The 22,241-nt window shown below is 59.8% G+C and carries 16 protein-coding genes; 7 read left to right on the plus strand and 9 right to left on the minus strand.

What is annotated here, in order from left to right; genetic code table 11:
• The first annotated feature begins 63 nt into the window (after window positions 1-63).
• The 3 genes from FIV39_RS10665 to FIV39_RS10675 all read left to right on the plus strand — a co-directional run bounded on the left by FIV39_RS10665 (window position 64) and on the right by FIV39_RS10675 (window position 8,086).
• Complete coding sequence (locus FIV39_RS10665) at window positions 64-1,566, plus strand: ATPase domain-containing protein (protein WP_090404058.1); 1,503 nt, start codon at window positions 64-66, stop codon at window positions 1,564-1,566.
• Window positions 1,563-3,233, plus strand: coding sequence for an ATP-binding protein (locus FIV39_RS10670; protein ID WP_090404056.1), 1,671 nt, complete (start codon window positions 1,563-1,565; stop codon window positions 3,231-3,233). The genes FIV39_RS10665 and FIV39_RS10670 overlap by 4 nt, the downstream gene beginning before the upstream one ends.
• A gap of 140 nt (window positions 3,234-3,373) precedes the next feature.
• Window positions 3,374-8,086 (plus strand): hypothetical protein, encoded by a 4,713-nt coding sequence (locus tag FIV39_RS10675; RefSeq protein WP_143513872.1) that lies wholly within the window; start codon window positions 3,374-3,376, stop codon window positions 8,084-8,086.
• A 44-nt stretch (window positions 8,087-8,130) separates the two neighbouring features.
• Here FIV39_RS10675 and FIV39_RS10680 read toward each other — a convergent pair whose 3' ends face one another.
• The 5 genes from FIV39_RS10680 to FIV39_RS10700 form a co-directional block, all read right to left on the minus strand.
• Window positions 8,131-8,508, minus strand: coding sequence for a response regulator (locus FIV39_RS10680; protein WP_003217591.1), 378 nt, complete (start codon window positions 8,506-8,508; stop codon window positions 8,131-8,133).
• Window positions 8,509-8,586: 78 nt separating this feature from the next.
• The gene (locus FIV39_RS10685; RefSeq protein ID WP_090404052.1) at window positions 8,587-9,780 is read right to left on the minus strand and encodes a hybrid sensor histidine kinase/response regulator; all 1,194 of its coding nucleotides are present in this window, start codon (window positions 9,778-9,780) and stop codon (window positions 8,587-8,589) included.
• Entirely contained in the window at window positions 9,774-10,373 is a 600-nt protein-coding gene (locus tag FIV39_RS10690; RefSeq protein WP_090404050.1) for a chemotaxis protein CheB, read from the minus strand. The genes FIV39_RS10685 and FIV39_RS10690 overlap by 7 nt, the downstream gene beginning before the upstream one ends.
• Window positions 10,370-11,200, minus strand: coding sequence for a CheR family methyltransferase (locus FIV39_RS10695; RefSeq protein WP_186731513.1), 831 nt, complete (start codon window positions 11,198-11,200; stop codon window positions 10,370-10,372). Before FIV39_RS10695 ends, FIV39_RS10690 begins: the two co-directional genes overlap by 4 nt.
• Complete coding sequence (locus tag FIV39_RS10700; RefSeq protein ID WP_090404048.1) at window positions 11,201-14,698, minus strand: response regulator; 3,498 nt, start codon at window positions 14,696-14,698, stop codon at window positions 11,201-11,203.
• A 295-nt stretch (window positions 14,699-14,993) separates the two neighbouring features.
• Between FIV39_RS10700 and FIV39_RS10705 the strand changes: the two genes are divergently transcribed.
• The 4 genes from FIV39_RS10705 to FIV39_RS10725 all read left to right on the plus strand — a co-directional run bounded on the left by FIV39_RS10705 (window position 14,994) and on the right by FIV39_RS10725 (window position 19,696).
• Entirely contained in the window at window positions 14,994-15,359 is a 366-nt protein-coding gene (locus FIV39_RS10705) for a response regulator (RefSeq protein WP_090404046.1), read from the plus strand.
• A 277-nt stretch (window positions 15,360-15,636) separates the two neighbouring features.
• A complete protein-coding gene (locus FIV39_RS10715) occupies window positions 15,637-17,037 on the plus strand; it encodes a DUF1254 domain-containing protein (RefSeq protein WP_090404044.1) in 1,401 nt (466 codons plus the stop codon).
• A gap of 131 nt (window positions 17,038-17,168) precedes the next feature.
• On the plus strand, window positions 17,169-18,716 hold the full coding sequence (locus FIV39_RS10720) for a J domain-containing protein (RefSeq protein WP_090404042.1): 1,548 nt from the start codon (window positions 17,169-17,171) through the stop codon (window positions 18,714-18,716).
• Window positions 18,713-19,696 carry a DUF3829 domain-containing protein gene (locus tag FIV39_RS10725; RefSeq protein WP_090404040.1) on the plus strand — a complete coding sequence of 328 codons (984 nt, stop codon included), beginning with the start codon at window positions 18,713-18,715 and terminating at the stop codon, window positions 19,694-19,696. Before FIV39_RS10720 ends, FIV39_RS10725 begins: the two co-directional genes overlap by 4 nt.
• A gap of 3 nt (window positions 19,697-19,699) precedes the next feature.
• On the opposite strand, the gene FIV39_RS10730 is transcribed toward FIV39_RS10725, so the two are convergent.
• From FIV39_RS10730 to idi, 4 genes are all read right to left on the minus strand, one after another.
• Window positions 19,700-20,371 (minus strand): DUF3313 domain-containing protein, encoded by a 672-nt coding sequence (locus FIV39_RS10730; RefSeq protein WP_090404038.1) that lies wholly within the window; start codon window positions 20,369-20,371, stop codon window positions 19,700-19,702.
• 133 nt (window positions 20,372-20,504) lie between these two features.
• Window positions 20,505-20,999: a hypothetical protein gene (locus FIV39_RS10735; protein ID WP_146371514.1), complete on the minus strand. Its 495-nt coding sequence runs from the start codon at window positions 20,997-20,999 to the stop codon at window positions 20,505-20,507.
• A gap of 171 nt (window positions 21,000-21,170) precedes the next feature.
• Window positions 21,171-21,512, minus strand: coding sequence for a hypothetical protein (locus FIV39_RS10740; protein ID WP_090404034.1), 342 nt, complete (start codon window positions 21,510-21,512; stop codon window positions 21,171-21,173).
• 103 nt (window positions 21,513-21,615) lie between these two features.
• Window positions 21,616-22,194, minus strand: a complete 579-nt coding sequence (gene idi / locus FIV39_RS10745) for an isopentenyl-diphosphate Delta-isomerase (protein WP_090404033.1) — start codon at window positions 22,192-22,194, stop codon at window positions 21,616-21,618.
• Window positions 22,195-22,241: the final 47 nt, after the last annotated feature.

The raw sequence follows: 22,241 nt of genomic DNA on the forward strand, positions 1-22,241 counted from the left end.
AGAGAACATAGCGCGGTCACATGGCTGCGCATCCTCTACTCGTATGTGACCTGAGGGCACTTCTTGTCTACATCCAAAGCGTTGTTAACCGACAAAGCGGCCATTGGCATCGAAGGTCTTGACGACATTCTTTGCGGAGGGCTATCGCGCAGCCACCTGTTCCTGCTGGAAGGCGAACCCGGCACAGGCAAAACCACCGTCGCCCTGCACTTCCTGCAAGCCGGGGCCAAAAGCGGTGAACGATCGCTCTACATCACGCTGTCCGAGACCGAGCGCGAGTTGCGCCAGGGGGCCGAGTCCCATGGTTGGAATCTGGATGACAACATCCATATCTTCGAACTGACGCCGCCGGAGAGCCTGCTCAACGCCGACCACCAGCAGAGCCTGCTGTATTCCTCCGACCTGGAATTGGGCGAGGCCACCCGGCAAATCTTCGAAGTGGTGGAACGGGTCAAGCCCACCCGCGTGGTGATCGACAGTCTCTCGGAAATCCGCCTGCTCGCGCAAAGCTCGTTGCGCTATCGCCGGCAGATCCTGGCGATCAAGCACTACTTCGTGCGTTACGACGCCACCGTCCTGCTGCTGGATGACCTGACCACCGAATCCCTCGACAAAACCGTGCACAGCGTAGCCCACGGGGTAATTCGCCTGGAAGAACTGACCCCCAGCTACGGCGCCGAACGCCGTCGCGTACGCGTGGTGAAGTACCGTGGCCAGAAATACCGGGGCGGCTTCCACGACTTTACGATCATGCAAGATGGCATTCATGTGTTCCCGCGCCTGGTGGCGGCCGAACATCGCGGCGGTTATGTGCGTGAGACCTTGAGCAGCGGCATTCGCGAACTGGATGCCCTGATGGGCGGCGGGGTCGAGACCGGCTCCAGCAGCCTGATCCTTGGTCCGGCGGGTACCGGCAAATCGCTGATCTCGATGATCTTTGCCGCCGCGGCCGTCGCGCGGGGTGAAAAAGCCGCGCTGTTTATCTTCGATGAAGAGCTGGGGTTGCTGTTCGAACGCATGAAGAACATGGGTATCGACCTCGCCGCCCTGCAAGCCACGGGTAACCTGCTGATCGAGCAAGTGGATGCGGCCGAGCTGTCACCCGGCGAATTCTCGCACCGCGTGCGGCGCTGCGTCGACGAGCGCGGGATCAAGACGGTGGTCATCGACAGCATCAACGGCTACCAGGCCGCCATGCCCGAAGAGAACGCGCTGATCCTGCATATGCACGAGCTGCTGCTGTACCTCAATCGCCGAGGCGCGGCGACGTTCATGACCGTTGCGCAACACGGTCTGGTCGGCGACATGCAGGCCCCCGTCGACATCACCTACCTGGCCGACACGGTCATCCTGCTGCGCTACTTCGAAGCCTTGGGCAAGGTGCGCCGAGCCATCTCGATCATCAAGAAGCGCACCGGCTCCCACGAGGCGACTATTCGCGAATACCGCATCAGCGGCCAGGGCATGACCGTCGGCGAGCCTCTCGATAATTTCCAGGGTGTGCTGCGCGGGATCCCGACCTATATGGGCGCGGGTTCACCGTTGCTCAGGGATGAGGGCGTGTGACAGGCCTGTCACCCGTCTCCGAGCGCGCCATTGTGCTTGCGCCAATGGGGCGTGACGGCTCGTTGGCGTTGATGATGCTCAAAGAAGCCGGTTACAGCGGCATCATTGCCAGCAACCTGAAAGGACTGTGCGAGGCGCTTGAGCACGGCGCCGGCTTGTTGATCATTGCGGCCGAAGCCTTGCGCGGCGAGGACCTGGAGCCTTTGCTGATGCACTTGCATCAACAGCCCGCCTGGTCCGACCTGCCCATCGTGCTGATGACCCATCACGGTGGCAACGAGCAGAACGGCTCATCCCACCTCAGTGGCTTGCTCGGCAACGTGACCTTCCTGGAGCGACCCTTTCACCCGGTGACCTTGATCAGCCTGGTCAGCGCCGCCCTGCGCGGGCGGCGCCGGCAATATGACGCGCGTGACCGGCTGGTTGACTTGAGCGAGAGCGAGGCGCGGTTGCAGCGCACCCTCGAAACCCTTGAGCAGCAAGTTGAAGAGCGCACCGCCCAGTTGCGCAGTAACGAAGAAGCCTTGCGTCAATCCCAGAAGATGGAAGCCGTCGGCCAATTGACGGGGGGTATCGCTCACGACTTCAACAACATGCTCACCGGGATTATCGGCAGCCTGGAGCTGCTGCGCAGGCGTATCGCTCGCGGCAGGCTCGACGACCTCGACGGCTTAATCGACCTGGGCGTGACCTCGGCCAACCGGGCCGCCGGGCTGACCCACCGCCTGCTCGCGTTTTCCCGGCGCCAGTCGCTGGATTCAAAGCCGGTGCAGATCAATCAACTGGTCACCTCCATGGGCGAGCTGTTGCAACGCAGCATCAACGAAAGCATCACCCTGGAGATGCGCCTCACCGATCAACTGTGGACCGCCGAAGCCGACCCCAACCAACTGGAAAGCGCCCTGCTCAACCTGGTGATCAACGCGCGCGATGCCATGGCCAGTGGCGGCAAGCTGACCGTCGAGACCACCAATCGCCATCTGGACAGCGTATTCACCGCCGCCTACGGCACCCTCAGTCCCGGCGATTACGTGGAACTGAGCGTCAGCGACACCGGCTGTGGCATTCCTCAAAGCGTGATGGGCCGCGTGTTCGACCCCTTCTTCACCACCAAGCCCATCGGCCAGGGCACCGGTCTAGGGTTGTCGATGATCTACGGCTTCGCCCGTCAGTCCCGTGGCCACGTCACGATTCACAGCGAAGTGGACAAGGGCACTACTGTGAGCCTGTTCCTGCCGCGCTTTATCGGCGAAGTCGTCACCGGCGCGGCGATAAACCCAGCGCTGCTGCCGTTCGCCAATGCCGGCGAAACCGTGCTGATCGTCGAGGACGACCCGGCGGTGCGCGTGCTGGTCAGTGCAGTGCTCAAGGAACTGGGATACGCCTTTGTCGAGGCCGGCGACGCCGATGCAGCCGTGCCGATCATCGAGTCCGACCAGCGTATCGACCTGATGATCAGCGACGTTGGCCTGCCGGGCATGAACGGTCGGCAACTGGCGGAAATCGGGCGGCAGATTCGGCCGGACCTGAAGGTGTTGTTCATTACCGGATATGCCGAGCATGCAGCCGTACGCGGCGGTTTTCTCGACCCAGGGATGCAGCTGATCACCAAGCCGTTTACGTTTGATTTGTTGACGGCGAAGGTCAGGGAGATGATCCAGGCGTGAGCTGATTCGACAAGGTCAATCCGGACACGATTGGACACGGGGCGAATTGGAATCGCTGAACGCTTTTCGGACATTAAGGTTAGGTATCGGGCGACGAAGTTTAGCCCGGCCCCCCCTAAAATGACCTGACGAGCCGTAGGATGATTAATTCTGCCACCGTTTTAAATGCTCCCCGCCCTGCATCCCACACTTCAACTGTCAATCAGCCGCCTGCTGAGACACCCAGCGCGCATGGCGCCGACCTCCCCGCCGCATCGTCTGACGCCAGTCGCGCTGCCGGCGACCGCGAGCTGGTGGCGCTGTACGCTCAAGCCTTGCGGCGTACGACGGGGGTGCCCAGTCATGACCGCGAGATCATGATCGATAACATCCCCGCACACTCGACGTTCGGCCAGTGGTGGGCGCAGTTGGGGCGTGCCATGCAATCCCAGGATGTGAATGATTGGCTGCTGTCCGTCGGGGTGAATAAGCGCGCGCTGCTCATTTCTCCCGAGCGTGGAGAAATCACCGACAACGTCCAGCGTTTCCGGGCATCAGGCCCACTCTTGCGCGCTAATGACCAGGCCTGGTCGCAATTGAGTGGACCGATCATCGAAGCAGGAAAGGTCGTCAACGGGCGCGGCGGCACCTCACTTTTCAAGCCTCCGCTTTCCGAAAACAGCACCAGCGCGCCGCTGGATGTGGTCACGCATTTCTACTATCAGCCCGAATTCCAAACCCCGGAACACAACCGTGAACACGCTGATGAGCTGGAGCGCTATAACGCATTCTGGCAGCTCCCAACCGCGCAAAAGGCGCCCTTGCAGGCGCTGCGCGGCGAAGAAGAACTCCTCAGGCAAAAGGCGAGCGTCGGCGATAAAAATACCCGGCTCACTGCTGCGCGGGAGTTCAAGCACATGGCGGCCCTGCTGGAGACCGGCGACCTGGACGAACGGCAGATTCACGCCTTGTTGCAAGAGCTTACCTTGCAGGTAGATCCCCACAGCGCTTTTCCAGCCGACAGCCTCAACCACCGGGGCGAGACCAGCCTCAAGCAGTACCTGCAGGAAAATGGCCTGGATATTCCCAAGACACGTGCAGAGGTGACTAACCTGGCCGCCGCCCTGCTCAACCCGCCGCCGAAAAGCGTGCGGTATGGCAACTATGGCGGCGCGCTGGACTGGCCAATACCGCTGGACAGCACCAGCCAGCGGCAACTGCAGGCCGGTATTCGTTTCGGTAAGTTTGACGGCGTTGAATTGGCCCCCTATGACAACGTGCTGGATTACCTGATGCAAGGCCGGACGCTGGAGCCTTCCGATGGGCAAAACCCACAAAAGGTCATCGACCAGTTAGTCCAGTCGGACCGCGCACAGGCACTGGGCAAAGCGATCCAGGCCAGCTTCGACGCAAAGTCGGTCAAAGGCAGCGTCGACGATTGGCTATTGGCTGCATTGAACGTTGATCTGAACTCGCCGACACAGGATTCAAAAAACCACATCGGGAGATACACGTGGAACGCAGCCCATAACTACGGCAAGAGCGCATCGGCCATCGTTAGGGCCGTCACCGACTACATGGTCAACAGCGACGAAGCATCGTCGACTGAAAAAGCCAAGCTTCTGGTGTATTTGCGCTTGGCCAACCGCGCGCCGGAATTGTTGGTCAAGGATATCCCCGACAAGGTGACCTTCGGCTCTCACAGCTGGGTGGCATTCGCCACGGCCGTCAAACGTCTGGAAGCACAAGCGCCGGGCTCGACCGCCACGATGAGTTACGGTCAGGTGATGCTGCAAGCCTCCATTGCACCGATCTCTGCCCATGACCGCGCCATTGAATACACTGGGCAGCAAGAAGCACTCAAGGATTGGGCGGCCGCGAACGGGATGCCCTACCCTCGCACCGAGGCGCAGATGGCAGAGGTGAGCACGGCGTACAACGCGCGTATCGACGCGCTGAAAACCGCGTCCGAAGCGCTTGGCACGCCGATGCCGGTGGCCAAGGAGATGGCATTGGCCCAGTTGAGACAAGCCTTTCCAGACATGGAGCCCGGGCTCCTCGAGAAGCAGTGCATCACCCTGGAACCTGCCGTGGCAGATTTTCCGGGGCCCTACTCGATGCTGGACCTGTATATGGACGGCAGGAGCGCCAGTGGCGCCCCCACCCCGCATTACGACGCCTTCTATACGGCGCTTTTTCGCACGACATCGGACCGGCCTTCTGCCAGCCGCTTTATCTCCGCGTCCACCGATGTCGATATTGCCGCAGCCCTCGCGAAGATAAAGCAACTTCCAGACATATCCGCCGAGTTCAAAAAGCGCTTCGGCCCGTACGCTGATGCTGTTGAAAACGCTATTTCAGTGCAACTCAGACACTTGGTCGCGCAACAACCGATCGAGGTCCGACGAAACCTCGAATACGGCAAAGTCACGATCGCTCGTGAAGATAAGCTCTCTTATGCCCCCTATAGCCTAAGAGTCAGTACCCGACCTCGGGAAAACAACAACCTGTTGATCAAGACCGAGCGCAACGGGCAGGTTCACACATACGAAGTCGATCTGAAACGGGGGCAAATGGTCGAGCGCACTGACCTGGGGGACTTCAGGCCTGGGAAATTCCCGCTTGATCACACCCATCCCGGCCGAGAGCTTGTGGAAGTCACGGGCGCCGGCAAGTACTCATCCGGTATGACCGACGCACGATACGGTGGCGACGCCACACCCGATAGCTTCAATAGCGAGAGGACTGCGTACCTTGCCGATGCGTTCGTCAACCATATCAATATTCGTGAACTTCGGCAGGAAGCCATGGGGCAGACCACCTTCGATACCGAGACGCCGTTTTACAAGAAAGCGCAGGAATTCATGCTTAACCTGATTCCGCTGCGCTCGGCAATCGTCAACTTGCGCGATGGCAATATAGCCGAGGGCATTCTGGACCTGTCGCTGGATGTGTTCGGCTTTGTGGTGGGTGCCGGCGCCGCCGCGAAGGGCGCCAAGGCACTGTCGGCCGGGGCCTCGGCTTTCAGCAACGTCATGCATGGCGGCAAGATTATCGGGCGGGCGGCAATCGGCAGCCTTAATCCCGTGGATGGTATCGGCGACCTGGCCAAAGGGGCTTTGAAACTCGGAAGAAGCGGCTTCAAGGCCACCTCCCGGGGCTTCAGGGAGCTGACCCATGCGGCCGGCAACTATGATCTGTTGCACGCCAGCAAGCGCTTCGATGCCTCTTCGATGGGAACCTTCAAGGTTAAGAACGAAATTCTGGAGGGGCCAGCGGTGCTGCAAAACGGGCAATGGCATCACTACAACTCCATGACGGGGCAGGCCTACGGCCCGGCGCTTAAAGATTTTGTGCCTTCAGCGCAGCTCGACCCGCAGGCGTTGGGCAATTGGGCCACTGCTTCGACAACGCCTGGAAGTGTTGTCACTGATTGGAAAAAAACCGTCAGCGCCCATCGAGACGGGCCTGAGAAAGAAGCCTTTGAACGCGGCTACTTCTCTGGGAACCCTCAAACGATCAAGGGGGTTTCCAAAAATATGAAAGCGGCAGACGTGATGAAATTGGCCGGCAACAAAAACCTCACGGCCGAGCAGGTCGGGATGCTGGTCAAGAAATACAACGACGTTGCCTACGAATTCGGCCGCAGTGGCACCGCCAGGTTTATCGACGTGATCCAACCGCGCTTCGGCGAAGTCATCCCCATGCCGCAAGTCGTTTACATTTCTCAAACAGCGCAACTGTCCGATGGCCAGTGTTCCGCGCTTGCACGGACCATGGCGACCGCGATAGCGGAAGGGAAAGAGCAGGTGCTGATCAAAAACATGTACACCGCCGCGGCCTTTCCGACGGACCTGGCCTCCAGAGCGTTCGTTGCCAGGTTGAGCAAGCTCCAGAACATACTGACTACCCCGACCACCTTCCGTGCCAGGCAACCCACACGCCAGGTGTCATTGAAAGGCATGGTCAAGGAGTTGGCCGATTCGGATGTCTCGAAGTCGCTCATGGTCGAATATCCTGGGCACTCCATGGCGGCTGGGGTAAAAGTCGATGGCACGCGCAAGACCTTTTACTTTTATGACCCCAATCATGGCCTCGCCCAGTTTCCAAGCGCGCAAGACATGGAAAAGGGCCTGGAAAAACTGACCCGCGATAAAAAACTGACGCCGCAATATAAAACCCACAGCAGCGACTCCAATACACTGGAGTTCAGGGTGCTTGACCATGACGACGCCTGGCAACAAACAAACAACGTGTTTAGCCCAGACGTCAAGGCATTGTATGAGGCCCCCATCACCCCAACCGGCACTGGGCCGATTTCTAACGCTGAGTTGATAAAGAGTTGGGATATTTTGGGTAATATTCCAAAGAATCAAGGCCTGGTCTGTTACGAGGCTTCGATGCGTGTGGGCCAGGCGGAAAAAACCTTTACGCCCAAAATATTCGACACTGTGCAAGCCGCCACCCACCGTCAGGGCGGTACAAACTATTCACAGGGCTATCTGGATATCATGGGAATCCAACCAGACGGTATCAAAGCCACGTTCAATGCCGCTGACATTACGGAGTCCGGCCTGATTAACTTCAAACATGCCAGCGAGGCTGGATTATTTGGCCACACCGTCTACATCCAGAAAACCATGCACAACGAGTTGTACCTGTTCAACACCAACAGCCCGGACTTGGACATTGCCATGGCACTGCTGGGCAATGAGCCAGCGGTCAGCGGCGGGATGACCGTCTACCGCCTTGACGGCAGCGGTCAAAAAGGCCTCCAGCGTTTTCTTGATGGGATCGACGGAAAAACCGGCTGGCAATTCGCCTACACCCCCGCCAGCACACTCAAGGCCAATGTGCAGAAGCTGACCCCCTGACCCTTTGGAGCCGATGGCGCCGTGTACGTTCGGCGCTGCGGCGCTCAGGCGAGCAAGCGCTGGATATGCTCTTGCAGCGTATCCAGATCAAACGGCTTGGCCAGGATCGGTGCATTGCGCGTGATCGGGCTGTTGCAGTCGAGGATTTCCTGCGGGTAACCGCTGATAAAGATGACTTTCAATTCCGGCCGTAGCTTGATCGCCGGCTCAGCGATCTGTACGCCGGAAATCCCGCCCGGCAGGCGGTAGTCGGTAACCATCAGGTCCAGGTGCGGCTTGGTGGCCAGGATTTCGAAGGCCTGCTCCCCATCGATCGCCTTCAACACCCGATAACCCAGGCCCGCCAGGTATTCACCCAGCACAAACATAATGGATTCGTCGTCCTCGACGATCAGAACGACGTCTTGTGCATCTTCACTCATGGGAAGCCTTTGTCCGGTCAATTGCTGCAATTACGACCATGGGGTCACGCAGAGGTTGCGTCGGGGTGACGATTGATTTCATGCCGGCTGCTCCAGGGGCAGGCACACCCGAAACAACGCGCCCTCGCCTATCTGGCTCTCGACCTCGATGGTGCCGCCATGGGCTGCAATGATCTGTTCTGAAATAAACAGACCGAGGCCCAGACCCGCTGATACCTGGCTGGCGGACACGCGCTCGAACTGCTGAAAAATACGCTTCTGGTTCTCGACACTGATGCCGATCCCATGGTCGCGCACCTCAACCCGGGCCTCGCTATGTTCGCTGTACACGCGCACTTCCACCGGGCTTTTAGCCCCATAGCGCAAGGCGTTGGTCAGCAGGTTCGTGACCACCTGCTCGATACGGAACTCATCCCAGTTGCCCTCCACGGGCGCCTCGGCAACCAGTTGCATCGTCGATTCGGCGGCGGCAACCTGCGGTGCGAAATTCTCCACCAGGTTGCGCACCAGTTGCGTCAGGTCAAAGCGCCCCGGGCGTATCGACAGCTTGCCGGTGCGGATGCGCGATACGTCGAGCATGTCTTCGATCAGGCGGATCAGGCTCTTGATCTGCCGCTCATCGCGGTCGACCATGGCGTGCATCTTGTCCAGGGTGAACGCGGCGGCGTTATCGCGGGCCAAGTGCATCTTGCGCAGCTGGGTTTCCAGGATCAGGCCGTTGAGCGGCGTGCGCACTTCATGGGCAACGATCGACATGAAGTCATCACGCATGCGCACCGCCTGCTCCAGTTCGGCCTGGGTGGCCTGCAGGCGGGCGAGCAACAGTTCCTGCTCGCGACGGCTGCGCTCCAGTGCCTCCACCTGCTGCTTCATCGCCTTGCTCTGGCGGTACAGGTCGACGAACACATTGACCTTGCTCTTGACCGCGTGGATGTCCAGCGGTTTGTGCAGGAAGTCCACGGCGCCGCTTTCGTAGCCCTTGAAGGCGTAATTGAGTTCACGGCCGGCGGCACTGACGAACACAATCGGGATGTTCTTGGTTTTTTCGGTGCCGCGCATCAGTTCGGCCAGCTCGAACCCGTTCATGCCGGGCATCTGCACGTCGAGAATCGCCATGGCGAACTCGTGCTCCAGCAACAGGGACAAGGCCTCGTCGGCGCTCAGTGCCTTGAAGACCTGGCGATCCTCGCGCTTGATCAGTGCCTCGAGGGCCAGCAGGTTTTCCGGCAGATCGTCGACGATCAGCAGTTTGGCCTGGACAGTACTTAACATGGGGAGGATTCCAGGGAAGCCAGCAATGCGGCAATGCGGCTCAAGGTCAGAATATGGTCAGGTGCGTGCAGGGCCAGGGCCGCGCGCGGCATCACGGCAATCCGCGCTTCGCTGGGGTCCTGTACCACCGTGGTGCCGCCCGATTGCTTGATATGGGCCAGCCCGTGGGCGCCGTCGTGGTTGGCGCCCGTGAGCAAAATGGCCAGCAGGCCCTTGCCATAGGCATCGGCGGCCGAGGCGAACAGGTAATCGATAGCCGGCCGGGAATGGTGTACGCGGTCTTCCTGGCTCAGGGACAGGCTGCGGTCATGCTCTACCGACAGGTGATAGCCGGGACCGGCGAAATACAACGTGCCCGCCTGGATCACTTCCTTGTCCTGCCCTTCCCGTACCGGAATCGGCAGGCGCCGCGCAAAGACTTCCGCCAGTTGGCTACGGCGCTCATCCGGCAGGTGCAATACGGCAATGATCGGCAGGGCGAAGGTGTCGGGCAGCTCGCTGAAAATACTCAGCAACGCCTCGACGCCGCCGGCGGAGGCGCCGACGACGATGGCTTCAATCCCGCGAATCGGGTTGGCTGCGACGTCGCTCATGATTTTCGGTAGATCCGTTCCTGCTTGACCAAGGGTTCGAATTGCTTGCTGTAACCAGAAAATTCCAGGGTTTCCTTGCTGCCCAGCACCAGGAAGCCGCGATGGCACAGCGACTCATGAAACAATCCAAACGCTCGATCCTGTAATTTTTTATTGAAATAAATCAGTACGTTGCGACATGAAATTAATTGAGTTTCTGAGAACACACTGTCGGTCGCCAGGCTATGGTCGGCGAACGTCACATTCTCACGCAGCGTTTTGTCGAAGATCGCGTAATCGTAAGCCGCCGTGTAGTAGTCGGCAAATGACCGTTGCCCGCCGGCCTGCTGATAATTGGCGGTGTAGGCTCGCACGTTCTCCAGGGAAAAGATGCCTTGCTTGGCTTTATCCAGGGAGGCGGGGTTGATGTCGGTGGCATAGATGATCGTGCGCTCCAGCAAGCCTTCTTCACGCAGCAGGATGGCCATGGAGTACACCTCTTCCCCCGTGCTGCAGCCGGCAATCCAGATCTTGATCGACGGGTAGGTCTTGAGCAGCGGCACCACTTCCTGGCGGATGGCCAGGAAGTGCGACGGGTCGCGAAACATCTCGCTCACCGGGATCGTCAGAAATTGCAGCAACTGCATGAACGCTGCCGGATCGTGCAGCACCCGCTCCTGCAACGCCGAAATGGTGGCGCAGTCGAACTGGCGCAAGGCGTGGGCCACGCGACGTTTGACCGACGCACCGGAGTAGTCGCGAAAGTCGTAGCTGTACTTGAGGTAAATCGCCTCGATCAACAGGCGCAGCTCAATATCGCTGCTTTTCTCCAAAAAACGGTGCTCCACTTAAATGCGTTCCATCTTGGGTAGCCATACGCGAATCAGCGAGAACAGGCGATCCAGGTCGATCGGCTTGGCCAGGTAATCATTGGAGCCTGCTGCGAGGCAGCGCTCCTGATCGTCCTTCATGGCCTTGGCCGTCACCGCAATGATCGGCAGCTTTTTCCAGCGCGGGTCCTGGCGGATCAAGGCGGTGGCCTCGTAACCGTCCATCTCCGGCATCATCACGTCCATCAGCACCAGGTCGATGTCGTCGACTTCATTGAGTCTCTCGATGGCTTCGCGGCCATTACGCCCGATGACCACCACGGCGCCTTTGTGCTCCAGGGCGCTGGTCAGGGCGAAGATGTTACGCACATCGTCGTCCACCAGCAGGATCTTGCGCCCCTCGAAGACCTTGTCGCGGCTGCGGGCGGTCTTGAGCATCTTCTGGCGGTCATGGGACAGCTGGGATTCGACTTTGTGCAGAAAGAGTGTGACTTCGTCGAGCAGACGCTCCGGCGAGCGGGCGCCCTTGATGATGATCGAGCGCGAATACTTGCGCAGTTCGGCCTCTTCATCGCGGGTCAGGTTGCGGCCGGTGTAGACGATCACCGGCGGGAACGAGCAGATATCCTCGGTAGCCATGCGCTTGAGCAACTCATTGCCCAGCATGTCCGGCAGCTTGAGGTCGATGATCATGCAGTCATAGATGTTGGTGCGCAGCAGGTCCAGGGCGGCCTGGGCATAACCGACATCGGTGATCTCGATGTCATCGTCGCCGATCAGGCGGGCAATGCTGTCGCGCTGCAGGTCATCGTCTTCCACCAGCAATACGCGCTTGACCTTCTGGGTCAGCTTGGCTTCCAGGCGTGCAAACACGTCCTTGAGCTCTTCGCGGGTGGTCGGTTTTACCGCATAGCCGATGGCGCCCATGTGCATGGCGGCCTCGACGCGGTCTTCCACGGAGATCACATGCACCGGGATGTGACGCGTGTTGGCGTGTTCCTTGAGACGTTGCAGCACGGTGAGCCCGGAATGGTCCGGCAGGCGCATGTCCAGCAGGATCGCATCGGGAATGAACTCCTCGGCCAGGCTGTAGCCCTCGTCCGCACCGTGGGCCACCAGGCACTGATAACCCAGCTCATGGGCGAGGTCGAAGAGGATGCGCGCAAAGTTCGGCTCATCCTCCACCACCAGGATGCAGCGGGTGGCGAACGGCGCCTTGTCGCGGTCGTCGGCAAAGCGCGGGATCTGCTTGGCGTCGGCTACCGGCAGCGGTGAGATCGCGATGGGCTTGGGTGCGGGGGCGGCAACGACCTGGCGCGGTTGCTCGATCGGCGGCGCGTCTTCCTCGCGTTCGACATAGTGCTCCGGCAGCACCAAGGTAAAGGTGCTGCCTTTGCCGGGTTCGCTGGTCACGCTGATATAGCCGCCGAGCAACGCGGCCAGGTCGCGGGAAATCGACAAGCCCAGGCCGGTGCCGCCGTAACGGCGGTTGGTGGTGCCATCGGCCTGGCGGAAGGCTTCGAAGATGCTTTCCTGCTGGTCCGGGGCAATACCGATGCCCGAATCGCGCACGGTAAAGGCAATGCCCTCCCCTGGCGCGCGGGATACTGACAGGCTGACCTCGCCGTGTTCGGTGAACTTGATCGCGTTGGACAGCAGGTTCTTGAGAATCTGCTCCAGGCGCTGGCGGTCGGTAAACAGCATGATCGGCGCACCTTCCTGCACCTGCACCTGGAACCCCAGCTTGCGGTCGGCGGCCAGCGGTTCGAACATCCCGCGCAGGCCGTCCACCAGGCGCGTCACACTGGAGTTTTCCGGGCGCACTTCCAACTTGCCGGCTTCTACCTTGGAAATATCCAGGATGTCGTTGATCAGGTTGAGCAGGTCGTTGCCCGCCGAATAGATCGACTCGGCAAACTTGACCTGTTCGGCGCTGAGGTTTTCCTGGGGGTTTTCCGCCAGCAACTTGGCCAGGATCAACGAACTGTTCAGCGGCGTGCGCAGCTCGTGGGACATGTTGGCGAGGAATTCGGATTTGTACTTGCTGGAGCGCTGCAATTCATCCGCGCGGTCTTCCAGCTCGATCTGGGCCTGGTTGAGCTCGACGTTCTTGCGGTCCATGGCATCGCGTTGCTCGGCCAGGGTCTGGGTCTGTTCGGCCAGTTGCTCGTTGGTCTGCTCCAGCTCGGCCTGTTGGGTTTCCAGGTGGGCCTGGGACTCCTTGAGGATGCGTGACTGTTCCTCGAGTTCTTCGTTGGCGGTCTTGAGTTCTTCCTGCTGCACTTGCAGCTCTTCGTTGAGCTGCTGGGTCTCGGCCAGCACTTCCTGCAAGCGCTGGCGATAGCGCGCGGCTTCGATGGAGGTGCCGATATTCCCGGCGATCAACTCCAGCAGCTCGATGTCACGCTCTTCCAGCGGCCGCAGAAAGCCCAGCTCGATCACACCGTTGACACGGTCGTCATCGCTGGTCGGCACCACCAGCACGCTACGGGTCAAGCCTTCGCCCAGGCCGGAGCTGACCTTGAAGTAGTCCACCGGCACGTCATCCAGGCGAATCAGCCGGTCCAGTTGGGCGGCCTGACCGACGATCCCTTCGTCGCTGTAGATCGCCTGTTCGAGCTGTTCCTGTTCGCGGGAGAAGCCATACGTCGCGACGCGCTTGAGACCGCCGTGCTCTTCACGCACATACAGCGCCGCCACCGCCGAGCCCATGTACTGGGCAAAAAATTGCAGGATATTGCGTCCGAGCATATTGAGGGTCAGCTGCCCCAGTACTTGTTCGGCCAGCTCGGTCTGGCCATTGCGTAGCCAGGCCTGCTGTTCCAGGCGCAGTGCGATCTTCTGTTGTGACGCGATGTTTGCGCTGTAACTGTCTGATAAAGCTAGTAAGTTCCTGCGGCCGATGTACGCCAGGAAGCCACTCAGCCCGAGCACGAACGCTAGATACAGGGTGACACTGATGACCGTGGTGCGGGTCACTTCTTGATTGCGCGTGATGCGGAACTGCTGCTCCATCGCCACCGCTTCCTCATATTCCTTGCGGATCTCATCGGTCAGGCGCTTGCCACGGCCGGCCTTGACCGCGCTGCGGTAGTCTCCACTCTCGCGCTGCATATCAATCATCGACTGGGCGTATTTGTTCCACTCCAGTTGCAACGCTTCCAGGCGCTTGAGGCGATCCACCTGCTGCGGGTTATCCGCCACCAGGCCCTGCAAATTGCGCAAGTCGGCAATGATTCGCGGCTTGGCCACTTCGTACGGGTCGAGGAAGTGCTCGTCACCGGTGATCAGGAAACCGCGCATGCCGGTTTCCAGGTCGACCGTCAGCTTTGACGTCTCGTTGAGGTTGTTGATGACCCGATCGGTGTGCTCCACCCACTGGATCACCGACAGCAAATAGGTGATCAGACAAACGAAAAACACCGCGCTGAGCACGCCCACACTCAGGGGCAATGCCACGTTTCGGCTCAGCAGTGTACGAAAGCTCTGTTCATCGACGGACGACGCGGGAGTCATGGGCATGCCTTGGCCAAATACGGAAAAACCGGGAGTTTGCCCCAAAGTTGCGGTTGAACGCTATTTTTCTGCCAGCTCAGCGTGTAATTGACACGTCGAGCGAGAGGAGGCTGAGGGTAGTACGTTGTTTCCAGCCCAGAACAAACCCATGGTCACCTTGGAAAGAGACAATGCTGTGCGGTGTCGGCACAATGCGCATGCCAAGGGAACTTGGCTTGATCAAGGAGACTCACTACTGCGGTGTCCTTTTGAATTTTTTATTACCTGCTCCCCCCTCTTCTCAGGAATTCCCATTATGCCCGCGTCAGCCTCCACCATCCTTGTAGTCGAAGACGACGCCATCGTGCGCATGCTGATCGTCGATGTACTCGAAGAGCTGGAGTTCAGTGTGCTTGAGGCGGCCGACGCTAAAGCGGCGCTCGCGGTCGTTGAAAACTCCGCTCAGGTGATCGACCTGATGATGACCGACGTGGGCCTGCCGGACATGGACGGCAAGCAACTGGCAACCCGTGTGCGTGAACTACGCCCGGCTCTGCCTATCCTGTTTGCCAGCGGCTATGCCGAAAGTATCGACGTCCCTGCCGGCATGCAGGTGATTGCCAAACCGTTCTCGATCGACCAGTTGCGCGATAAAGTCAAATCGATGCTGCCTGCCGCCTGACCCCTCTTTTGCGCATCGCCGCCCAGCACGGGCGGCTATTCCCCCCCTCTTTACCCACCTGTGAAACGCCCGTACTCGCGCCCTCCTTCGTTTGGATGCCTGGCGCGCCTGCATTTAGCTGCTCGCTTGAGCCGCAGTGGACCGTGGCGTGCAAAGACGACGGCTGGCCGCAGTTCACGTTATTCGCAGGGATTAACGTGACGTTCGGGAAATAAAACAGGAAACTCGTCGCCTTTATTCCCCGTCAGTCAAACGAACTTTGGAAGGACGCAACAACATGATTGGAAAACCGACGCGCCTGCTGTTGGCGAGCCTCTCGATACTCATGAGTTCCGGCGCCTGGGCCGATTTCACCGCTACCCCCAGCGAAGCGCGGGCCATTGCCAAGGAAGCCTACCTGTATGGCTACCCGGTGGTGGAGATGTACAAGACGCTCTACACCCAGGCCGTTGATAAGGGCGGCGCCAACTTCAAGGCGCCGTTCAACCATATCGGCAATACCGCCCAGGTGCTCACCCCCAAGGACACCGCGTTCGTGACGCCGAACCTGGACACGCCCTACTCGTTTGTCTGGATGGACCTGCGCAGCGAGCCGCTGGTGCTGACGCTGCCCAAGATCGAAGACGACCGTTACTACTCGGTGCAATTGATCGACCTCTACACGCAGAACATCGCCTACCTGGGCACCCGCAGCACCGGCAACAACGGCGGTCACTACATGATTGCTGGCCCGGACTGGAAAGGTCAGCAGCCGGTGAACGTCGACCGCGTGGTCTACAGCGAAAGCAACATCGCCTACGCCCTCTACCGCACGCAGTTGTTCGACGAGAAGGACCTGAACAAGGTCAAGCAGATCCAGAACGGCTACAAAGTCCAGTCCCTGAGCAACTACGTGAAGCAAGCTGCGCCGGCCAAGGCGCCAAAGGTCGCATGGCCCAAGCCCATGGCGACCATGACCGAAGGCCCGCAGCTGTTTCGCTACCTGAACTTCATGCTGGCCTTCGCCGCGCCCCAGGACAGCGAGAAAGACCTGCTGGCGCGTTTCGCCAAGATCGGTATCGCCCCAGGCGCGCCCTTCAAGGTCAAGGAGTTGACCGCTGAGCAGCGCAAGGCCCTGGAAGACGGCATCTCCGATGCGCGCGCCGAGTTTGCCGCATTCAAAAAGGACAAGGTCGACACGCACCAGGTCGCCAATGGCGATTTGTATGGCAGCCGCGACCACTTGAACAATAACTACCTGTACCGCTACGCCGGTGCGGACATGGGGCTTTTCGGTAACTCCGGCGATGAAGTCGCTTACCTGAGCTACGTCAACGACAGCGAGGGCAAGCCTGCCAACGGTGCACGCCACAGCTACACCGTGCATTTCGCCAAGGACCAGTTGCCACCGGCCGATGCGTTCTGGTCGCTGACCATGTACGACGCCAAGACCAAGCAACTGGTGCCCAACCACAAGAAACGTTACGTGATCAACTCGCACATGCTGTCCGGCCTCAAGCGGGACGCCGATGGCGGCCTGACCCTGGCCCTGCAGCACCACGAACCGCCGAAAGCCGAGCAGAGCAACTGGCTGCCGGCTCCACCCGGTCCGTTCTACGCCATCCTGCGGATTTACCTGCCCAAGCCTGAGGTGGGTAACGGCCAGTGGAAACTGCCGCCATTGACGCCGCTTAAGTAACACCGCGTGCCCGGTCGCCGCAGGGTCAGGCCGGGCCAGCCCTACCGTGGGCTCTAACCCGTACTGGCGCTGGTTAATCAACCGGTAAAACAGGTAATGTGCGCGCGATTGTCTACGGAGTTGCACTGCACATGACTTGCTGGAATGTCCTTGGCCTGGCGCCGGATGCCGATAGCCGCACGATCAAGCGCCAATACGCCGCCCTGCTGAAGAAAACCCGGCCGGATGATGACCCCGAGGGTTTCCAGCGCCTGCGCGAGGCCTATGAGGCTGCGCTGGCGTGGAGCCAACGGCTGCAGGAAGTCGACGAAGTCGTCATCGAAGCCCAGGGCGACACCCTTGCCGACCATTATCAGGCGGCAATGGCCGATGGCAATGCGCTGCCTTTTGAAATCCACCTGTTGCTGCGCGACATCGAAGGGCATCTGAACCCCGAAGAAACTCGCTGGGCCTTTGAAACCTTCAACTGGCTGACGGCCTGGCAGCGCCTGGAACTGCCCGGCGAGCTGATCGAAAAGCTCGAGCGCAAGCACCGCAGCGCGTTGCAGCAACCCTTGCGCCAGGCGCTTGAGCAAAAGGACGAGGCCGCCTTCCTGACTGCCTATGCCGCGCGCTCCGAGCATCCCTGGGTGAACAATCATCCGCATGCCGAGTGGTTCAACCAATGGCTGGCGCGCTTGTTGGCGCAGAGTCATTACTGGTCGAGCGCGGTGTTCGACGCAGTGTGCGCTGGCCAAAACTGGCATGGCGGCAGCGGTCATGACTGCCCGGCGGAGGATTGGGCTCGGCTATTGCATCGCCAGCAAGGCCCGGTCTTCATGGCACGCCAACGGGCACTGGCCGCCGAAGCGCCCAACAGCCCGCAACAACGGGCTGCCCGACTGCTACTGGCACCGATGAGCCTGGGTCAGCGCCGTGCCTTCGCCCAACGCTTCGATGAACATGACTGGAAAGCCTGCCAGGCACTCAGTGCAGATATCTACACCGAGCACGCGGCCGAAGCCGAAACGATGCCCGGCGGTATCGTGTATTTCTGGCAAGGGTGGGACACGGCCATGGATACCTGGCCCTGGATTGTCGCGCTGGTATTGAGCTGCCTGGTAGGCGTGTTGGTGAATGCCGAGCCCCTGGCCGGCAACGTGCTGCCGACCTTGGGCTACGGCCTGCTGTGGTCGTTGGGCGCCGTGATCGGCGCCGGATTGGCTTGGCAGGTCTGGCGCCCGCTGGCTCATCAGTACCGCGTGCTCGATGAACGGCTCAGTGAGCGCCTGCCGCGCTGGTTTAGCCCTACTCACCTGCCGTTGTTGCCGATACGGGACCTGCTGCCAGGGCTGGTCCTTGCCGCAGCGCTGGGTTACGCGTTCGGCCCGTTTGCCAGCCTGGCGCTGGTCGCGACCCTGGCGGTTATCGGCGTGATCAAGCGGCCCTTCATGAACAGCCACACCCCCTGGACCGCCCGCCACCCACGCTGGACGGCCCTGGGCATGGTGCTGTTGGGCATCAGTGGGATTGTGCTGTACGCCGGCTTGACGGTGCTCGACAACCAGCAACACGTAACCCGTAACCAGGGCCTGCAACAGTGGACCGAACGCCTGTGCAGCCGCATGCCTCGCTCCGCCCCCGACTGCCAGGCGCCCGCCACCCAGGCACAGTGGTATGGTCAGGAGGCCGCGCAATGAATCCGAAATGGTTGTTACCCGTCAGCCTGGTATTGGGCCTGGGATTGCTCGGTGTGGCCGGGGCCACCAAACCGCTGCAACGTGTGCAATTATGGCTGGACCAACGGGACAGCCCTTCCACCGCAATGGCCAGCGCGTTGGCGCCGATCATTGATTGCGTGAACCGAATTGATCGCGATACGCGCCTGGCGTACTACCGTATGCGTTCGACACAGCCCGAAGCCCCCACCCAGGATAAGTTTGGCGACCGTAACGAGCCCGAGCCGCGCATTATACAGGCGGCGGTCTGTTCGCAGCTGTACACCCTCAAACTGGAGCGTCAGCAGCCCGGAAGCCACCTCGGCACTCTCGCCATGGTGTATGCCGACAAGCTGAATAAATTCACCTCCCTGGCGGACATGGTTGATCCGATACAAACCGAAGGTATGCCGTCGAACATGCGTCAATGGGTGGCGCAAGCCATGAACAAGCGGATGGTCGGGGAATTGGCCAACCGGGGCGAAGAGTACCTGAGCGCGTCCGCTGCGTTACGCACCCAATTGGAAAACGAAGACATCCATCTGCGCCCGGTACAACTGGCGCGACTCGAATCGCGCTTCGGCCGGGACCTGCATTGGCACCTGCTCAACCATATGATCGCGGCCCGTCAGGCGATGAACCAGATTGACCAGGGTGTACGCGACGCCAGCCTGACGCCCCAACAACTGCTCAGCTTGACTGAGACACTGCAACAGGCCAGCGATGCCAGCAAGGACTTCCTGGTTAAAATGCCGCGCAGCAAACGGGAGGAGGAAGCCACTCACCTCTGGTACGCCACCCGCTCGTCAGCCGACGCGTACCTCCAGGCGTTGCGCACCCTGCATCAGGACTGGCGGGAACACGCCCCGCCACAGCAACTGAGTGATGACTACTACCTCATCACCCGTCGCTATGACGCCCTGCTCAGCTACTACAACAAACCCGCCAGGAATGCGTTCTAGTCCCTAGTGTTTTTTCAGCTTCACATACGACTGATGCAGGTCCGACGCCCAGCCATCGATCACGCCTTTCACGTCATCGGCCTTCATCACCTGCGAGTCGTTGGCCAGCGGCTTGCCGGTGCCCTTGCGCACCACTTGGGCGAGCACCTTGCCGTTGGCACCATCGAGGAACTGCGCCTCGGTGCCGAGGGTGGTTTCCTGGTCGCGGATGCCGGTGCCGGTACTCACCGCCGCCGCCACCAGGGCCACAGGCACGAATTCATAGGGCTTGAGGCCCTCAGTCTTGCTGCTGACGGCGGTGATCGCCGCACGCACCACGATCACACCGGGGCCGGGGCCGTTGGCCAGGGGCACTGATTTGCCCAGCTCACGCTTGAGCGCCTGGTTGAAGTAAGTGTTGATGCCATTGAGGGTGCTGTCGGGGATTTTCGCGGTGGCCTGGGGCTTGGGGTAGAACTGCGTCGGTTCGATGTACACCGCGGTGTAGCGGCTCAGGTCGAGTTTGGGGTCGACCCAGCGCATCACCTCGGCCCCCGAAGGCGACTTGGCTTCCTTGAGCTGGCTGTAGTCGGAAAGGAAGCCTGAGTACTCGTCCGGTTGGGTGACCTTGCTGGCGCAGCCAGCCATTGCGATTGAAGCCACGCACAGCGTACTGATCATTAGCCTTAGTTTCATCATTGAACTCCTTGGCGATCATCATCGAAACATGGAGCTGTAGGTATAGCCAATCCTGGGCAAAAAATACTTATTTCCACCCAGTGTTTGACACGCCTGCGGCCCGCATCGACGCTGTACGAAGCGGTAGCCCTCAGCCGCGTTCGCGCGGAATCAGGCTCTGCAACTGCGTGGCCAGGAAGTTGGCGTCGAAGCCAAAGGTGTCCGGGTCCTTGAGGCCATTGGTTTTCTTCCACAGCCAGTCGTTTTTGTCGGCCGGCAGTACCAGCGACACGCTGCCGTGACGGGCAGCGGTCAAGCCCATCACCGACACTGAGATTGAACCGCCCACGCCCATGACCTCGGGCACGAACTCCACGGTTTTTCCGGTGATCTGCACCAGCAGCTTTTCGGTCTTGAAGGTCGACGTCTCCACCGGCACGCTCGGCCCGCTGGCGATATAGGCTTCACGGTGCACCTCCAGCAAGCCGACGGTCTTGACCGGTTCCAGCCATTGCTCTATCTGCCCGAACAACTCGCCAAGCTTTTGCGCCCAACGGGCCGACTGCACATCGAACTGCTGCTTCTTGTGCGCTTCGCTATCGGCGTAATGACGAAGCATCTCGCCCAGTTGCTGTACATCGTCCATTGCGGATCTCCTTGGGTGAGCCAGGTTGCAAAGCGCGATCATGGCAGATGCGCCCGCTCGGCGTATGACTAAACACCGGCCTGAGGCATGGGTCGTCGTTTACAGCTGGATGAACTCCAACCCGGGCGACCCGGCCTCAACGTGAATGCAATGGAGGGTGCAGTTAACGGGCTAGCCCTGGGCTGCGCTTTCACGGGCGGGGTAATACGCTACGGCTGAACGATGAACCGCGCGCCTGCTAACGTAGGCGCCGTAGTCGATGTGCAATTCCTTCGTCTTGGGAAGTTGGCTCTTATCAACCACGAGTTCCATGGGTTGCTTCAAGCTGCCTTCTTCCAGGCTCAGGTAGACGGCAATGCCATGCCCCAGGTGCGTGCGAAAGAAGAACACCACTTCCTGTCCCTTTTCTAGCCCAGGAATCGCCGGCGCGGTGACTATGAGCTCTTTCTCGGTATCGGTAATCAGCGCAGCAGGCAGTCCATCGAAGCTAATAATCTTGTATACATTTGGCATGTGGCAATCCTCATCATGTTAAGGGACCAAGCCTTCAAGGCGCAGGCCTGGCCTCTATTAACAAGGCCAAATTACTTGCCGTCTACTGTCAGAAGTAACAGGTTTATACGTGTCCTGACGGTGTCGTATTCCCCTCCGGGCAGATCTGCAATGCCGGCGTATCGAACGAAGGGTGTTCCGATAAAAGACGATGCCACTCCATTCGAAACCAGGGCGTGAATTGCCCTTGTGACGCTGAAAGTCGAGCTGATATTTCGGCTCGCGTCCACCACTTGATCTCGCTGACTTCTTCAGTTGCCGGGCAGACCACAGCGTCAGATTGCGCAACCAATACATGACATAACTCATGTTCCGCACCGATCGAACCAAAGTGGGCATGGTACTCAAAACTATATAAAAACCGGCTGGAGGCAGAGATGCCTAATTCTTCACGCAGACGACGAGACGCAGCATCCAGAATAGTCTCTCCCGGTGCCGGATGACTGCAGCACGCATTCGACCAAAAACCTGGCCAAAGCATTTTACCTGCGGCACGACGTTGAAGCAGATGACGCCCTTCACTGTCGATCAGATGCACTGAAAATGCGCGATGCAGCTTTCCCTCTCCCAAGTGTGCGATGCGTTTGTCACACACTCCGATCTGTACATCATTGGCATCAACTAACACTACATCATTGGTCATTCTGTATTCCCTTCGGTGCAATTACGCGCGCCCTCCCCCGCACACTG

Source organism: Pseudomonas grimontii (assembly GCF_007858185.1).
GTDB lineage: Bacteria > Pseudomonadota > Gammaproteobacteria > Pseudomonadales > Pseudomonadaceae > Aquipseudomonas > Aquipseudomonas grimontii.